This window comes from Kitasatospora sp. NPDC057512 (assembly GCF_042802135.1).
In the GTDB taxonomy this organism is placed as follows: Bacteria; Actinomycetota; Actinomycetes; order Streptomycetales; family Streptomycetaceae; genus Kitasatospora.
Window position 1 is genome coordinate 1 of record NZ_JBHVET010000717.1, and the last position, 4,338, is coordinate 4,338.

4 protein-coding genes are annotated in these 4,338 nt (G+C 75.5%); 1 reads left to right on the forward strand and 3 read right to left on the reverse strand.

The window, feature by feature from the left end; genetic code table 11:
• Positions 1–171: 171 nt before the first annotated feature.
• The 3 genes from ACFU6K_RS32475 to ACFU6K_RS32485 form a co-directional block, all read right to left on the reverse strand.
• Positions 172–951, reverse strand: a complete 780-nt coding sequence (locus ACFU6K_RS32475) for a maleylpyruvate isomerase family mycothiol-dependent enzyme (RefSeq protein ID WP_380669151.1) — start codon at positions 949–951, stop codon at positions 172–174.
• Positions 948–1,751: a methyltransferase domain-containing protein gene (locus ACFU6K_RS32480; protein ID WP_380669153.1), complete on the reverse strand. Its 804-nt coding sequence runs from the start codon at positions 1,749–1,751 to the stop codon at positions 948–950. The genes ACFU6K_RS32475 and ACFU6K_RS32480 overlap by 4 nt, the downstream gene beginning before the upstream one ends.
• Before the next feature lie 107 nt (positions 1,752–1,858).
• Positions 1,859–3,319 carry a hypothetical protein gene (locus tag ACFU6K_RS32485; RefSeq protein ID WP_380669155.1) on the reverse strand — a complete coding sequence of 487 codons (1,461 nt, stop codon included), beginning with the start codon at positions 3,317–3,319 and terminating at the stop codon, positions 1,859–1,861.
• Between the two features lie 288 nt (positions 3,320–3,607).
• On the opposite strand from ACFU6K_RS32485, the gene ACFU6K_RS32490 reads away from it, so the two are divergent.
• On the forward strand, positions 3,608–4,300 hold the full coding sequence (locus tag ACFU6K_RS32490) for a Tat pathway signal sequence domain protein (protein WP_380669157.1): 693 nt from the start codon (positions 3,608–3,610) through the stop codon (positions 4,298–4,300).
• Positions 4,301–4,338 lie beyond the last annotated feature (38 nt).

Consider the following 4,338-nt stretch of genomic DNA (forward strand, 5'->3'; position numbering starts at 1 on the left):
CCCCTGCGGGTGGCGGACGGCGGCATCGCGCCGCCGGAACCCGCCGGAGCCGCCGTTCCAGTGGACCCGCCCCTCGGGAAACCCCGCCGACGCGGAGGTGAACGAGGCCGAACCGCCGCTACAGGAGCAGATGTTGCCGCGTCCAGGTGGCCGGACGCCGGACCTGCCGCCTCAGTCCCAGCCCGGCACCGGCGGCAACGGCCACCCCGGCGGCCCGGGCAGCGGCCCGTCCGCCCGCAGGCCCTCCGCCCGCAGGTGCTCCGCCGACCCGCGCCCCGACAGCCAGGCGAGCAGGGCGTGGCCGGGGCCGCTGACGGTGGGGCCGGACGGCGCCAGGGCCCAGTCGCGGCCGAGGTCGGTGGCCGTCAGCCGGGCGACCGGGAAGCCGCGCGCGGCCAGGGCGGCCGCCGTCCCGTCGAGTGCCCAGGCGATGTACCCGGTGGGCCAGTCGGCGGTCGAGCGGCCGAGGTCCAGGTCGACGTGGTGGGTTTCGAGCTCCCGCCACGCCCGGTACAGGGTGAACCACGCCGGGTGCCGCCAGCCGGCGAGGGCGGTGACCGGCGTGGACCACCGTTCGGCGGGCATCGCGGCCGCCGCCGCGAACATCCCGTCCAGGCTGTCCCGCAGGTCGGCGGCCGGCTCCGCCGCACCGCGCCCGGCACCCTCGTGCAGGGTTCGGTCCGGCGCGGCGGCCCCGGTGCGCGGCCCCGGCTCGGTGCCGGTGCGGGCCACGGTCAGCAGCCACCGGTACGCGTCGGCGCTGCGGGCGAGGTGGGTGAGGACGTGGGCGCGGCTCCAGCCGGGCAGCGTCGAGGGCTCGCGGGCCTGCCGGTCGGTCAGCGTGCCGACGGTGGTGAGCACCCGCGCGGCGGAGGCGCGTACCTCGGCGAGCAGCGCGCCGGCCCCGGCCCCGTCCGGGCCGGCGGGCGGCGGCGGCACGGGAGACGTCACGGGCGGCGCGCCCAGGCGGAGATCATCGGGGCGGTGGCCAGGTCGAGCCGGCCGGTCGCGACGTTGGCCAGGTGGCGGTCGATCTCCTCGTCCGTCGCGAGGCCTTCCCGCACCAGCAGTCCGCGGATCTGCCGGACGGTCGCGTCCTCCAGGACCGCGCAGGCCGGCGAGGTGATCGGGAAGTACGCGTCGGCCCGGACGTCGACCAGGCCCGCCTCGCGCAGCGCCCTGGGCAGCGTCCGCCCGTACCCGAGGTCGGCGCCGCGGCCCGCCATCAGGGTGCGGAAGCCGGTCCGCAGCCGGTTGGCGAGGCGCTCGTCGGGGCCGGACTCGTCGGGGCAGAGCAGCGGTTGCAGGGCCGGGTCGGCGTCCTCCAGGAGCAGCCGGCCGCCGGGGCGCAGCGCCCGCACCATCCTGCGCAGGGCCTCGGCGCGGTCGGCGACGTGCACCAGGACCAGCCGGGCGTGCACCAGGTCGAAGCCGCCGGGCGGCGGCGGGTCGGCGGCCACGTCGTGGCGCAGCACCTCGATCACCCCGCCGGCGGCGGGGGCGGTCCAGGAGACGTCGATGTCGGTGGCGACCACCGCGCCGGTCGGGCCGACCCGCTCGGCGAGCCCGAGCGGCACCGAGGGACCGCCCGCGCCGACCTCCCAGCAGCGCATGCCGGGGCCGATCCCGAGGGCGTCGACGTGCCGGAAGGTCACCGGGTCGAACAGTTCGGCGAGGGCACCGAAGCGGATGCCCGCCTCCGACTGGTGGTTGTCCAGGAGGTAGCCGTGGTCGCTCTCGTGCTCAGCCATGCCGGGATTCTCGCAGGCGGCGGCTCGGTCGGAGCTCTCGGGGCGCGGCTCTCGGGGCGCGGCACTCGGGTCGCGGCACTCGGGTCGCGGCACTCGGGTCGGGCCGTTCAGGGCTGCGGGGTCGGGTCGGTGAGCGCCGGGATGTCGTAGGTCACCTTGCCGATGTCGGAGATCAGGTAGCCGCCGTCGGGCCCGCGTCGGAGCGTCAGTCGCGGGGTGTACGACTGCCGGGGCGATCGGAACCAGCCCCCCTCCGCGGCGTAGGTGCAGTCGACGGAGACCTCCAGCTCGACCACCTCACCGGTGAGGTCGTGCGGATCGAAGCGGCCCGCCGATGGCCCCACGATCGCCCACCTGACCAGCGACCAGCCCCGGCGTGCGGTCAGGTCGGCGGGCCAGGCCGGCCCCTTCTCCTCGCAGGCGGTCAACCCGCCGCCGGCGGCGGTCAGTTCGGGCGTCAGGTACCGGCGGGACCGGCTCAGGACGGCCGCCGGGCCGGTGTCGCCGCGGGAGGTGTCGAAGCTGCCCGAGGTGACGGCCCAGGCGATCGCGACGGATTCCGCGTCGCGCTCGTCCACCGTCAGCGGCGGCGTCGGCGCGGTCAGCCGTTCCTTCGGCGGGGCGATCGGATCCCCCGGCCGGTATCCCGGTTCGGAGGGGAAGCTGTAGCCGGCCGGCGCGACGGCGACCGTGGTGCCCGGGATCTCCTGCTGGTCCTGGTCGTAGCAGGGATTGCACCGGATGCGCTCGCCGGAGCCGGTGCCGTACCTGGTCTCCCAGCCCCGGCCGTGGGTCGACAGCTCGGTGCCGGACTCCCTGCGCACCCCGGAGACGTGGAACGGCCGGTCGCCGTCCTTCAGCGTCCAGGTGCGGCGCTTGCCGTCGACGGTGCCCTCGACCGTGAGCACGTAGTCGTAGCTGTGCCGGGTCGCGAGCACCGTGAGGCTGACGATCTCGGGCTTCCGGTCCTCCAGGTAGAGGTACTTGTCGGTGAAGTACGGCGCGAACGACACCGGTCCGGCGGCCCCGATCAGCGCGACCGGGTTCGGGGAGTCCAGGTCGACGCCCATGTCGATCTTCTTGCCCTCCCCCTGCCCCGCGCAGTCCACGACCGTGCCGGGCAGCGGGTCGCGGGGCTCGCCCACGATGGTCGCCCGCACCTGCTCGATCGCCACGGTGTGGCCGTTGCCGACCATCGAGACCGAGAGCGGCGACGCGCCCACGTCCGTACCGCCCTGCGCGTGCGCCCACGTCCGGGCGGCTTCGCAGCCGGTGACGGCCGGCGGGTCCGTCGGTTTGACGACCCGGGGAACGACCGTGGTCGAGTCGGCGTCGGCGTGCTCGGGATCGTAGTGGGCGCCGAGTTCAGGCCCCTTGCCGCCCTCCGTCGCGGTCAGCGCCCAGTACGTCGCGCCGGCGCCCAGCAGGGCCAGCACGCAGAACACGGCGATCAGCAGCCGCAGGCGCGGTCTGCGGCCGCCCATCAGCGTGAGGACGCCGCCCATGAACACGTTGCCGTGGATGGTGCTCTGGCTGATCCTGTTGTGCGTCTCGTGCTGGTCGTCCACTCCACCCACCCCGTCCGAGGGATCCGCGTCCCCCACAGTGGCGGTTCCCGGCGGGTGGAGGGAAGACCCGCGCCGGAAGCCCCGGGCGTCGTGGCGTCCGGCGTCGTGGCGCCGTCGGCGAGGACGGTCTTGTTGACGAAATGTCAGCAAGTTCGTCCGATCGCCTTGACGGCATGCGGTCACGGCTGGACCCTGTGGACCGGAAACGCCGCGCGCTCCCCGGTCCCCACCGCTCGGGAGCCCGCGAGAGGACGTCTTCTCGCCCCTCACCGAGGAAGAGGTTTTCCCATGCGCTTCAGCCGCCGCCTCCCCGCCACCACCGCCGCCGTCTGCGCGACCGCCGCGCTCGCGCTGGCCGCCGTACCCGCCTCCGCGTCGCCCGGTCCCCTCGCCGCCGGCCCGGTGCTCACCGCCGGGAGCGCGGGCGGCACCGCCGTCGCCGTCGGCGACGCGCTCGCCGCACCGCTCACCCCGGGCACCAAGGCCACCTTCTACTCGACCGCGACCAGCACCACCGGTGTCACCTGCGCCACCTCCCAGCTCTCGGCCTCGGTGCTGGGCAACCCGGCCGCGCCGGGCAGCGCGACCGCGTCGCTGACCGGGCTGACCTTCGGCTCGTGCACCGCCAACGTCACCGGGGTCACCTCGGTGCGCAGCCTGACGGTCGGCAACCTGCCGTACGGCGTCACCATCTCCGACGCGCCCGGCCTGCCGGTCACCCTGACCGGCGGGTCCGCCGGGACGATCCAGGCCACCGCCGTGCTGGACACCTGGTTCGGCACCATCACCTGCTCCTACCAGCTGAGCGGCGCGTTCACCGGCAGCGCCGACAACACCGCGCACAGCCTGGCCTTCCGCACCGAGCACTTCGCCAAGAGCGGCGGCTCGACGCTCTGCCCGGCCGACGGCTACTTCTCCGCGACGTACGGGCCGGTCGCGGACACCAGCCAGTCGGGAAGCCCGGCGGTCTTCGTCAACTGACCGCACCGGCACGGGAGTCGGGGCGGGCGCGGCAGCTC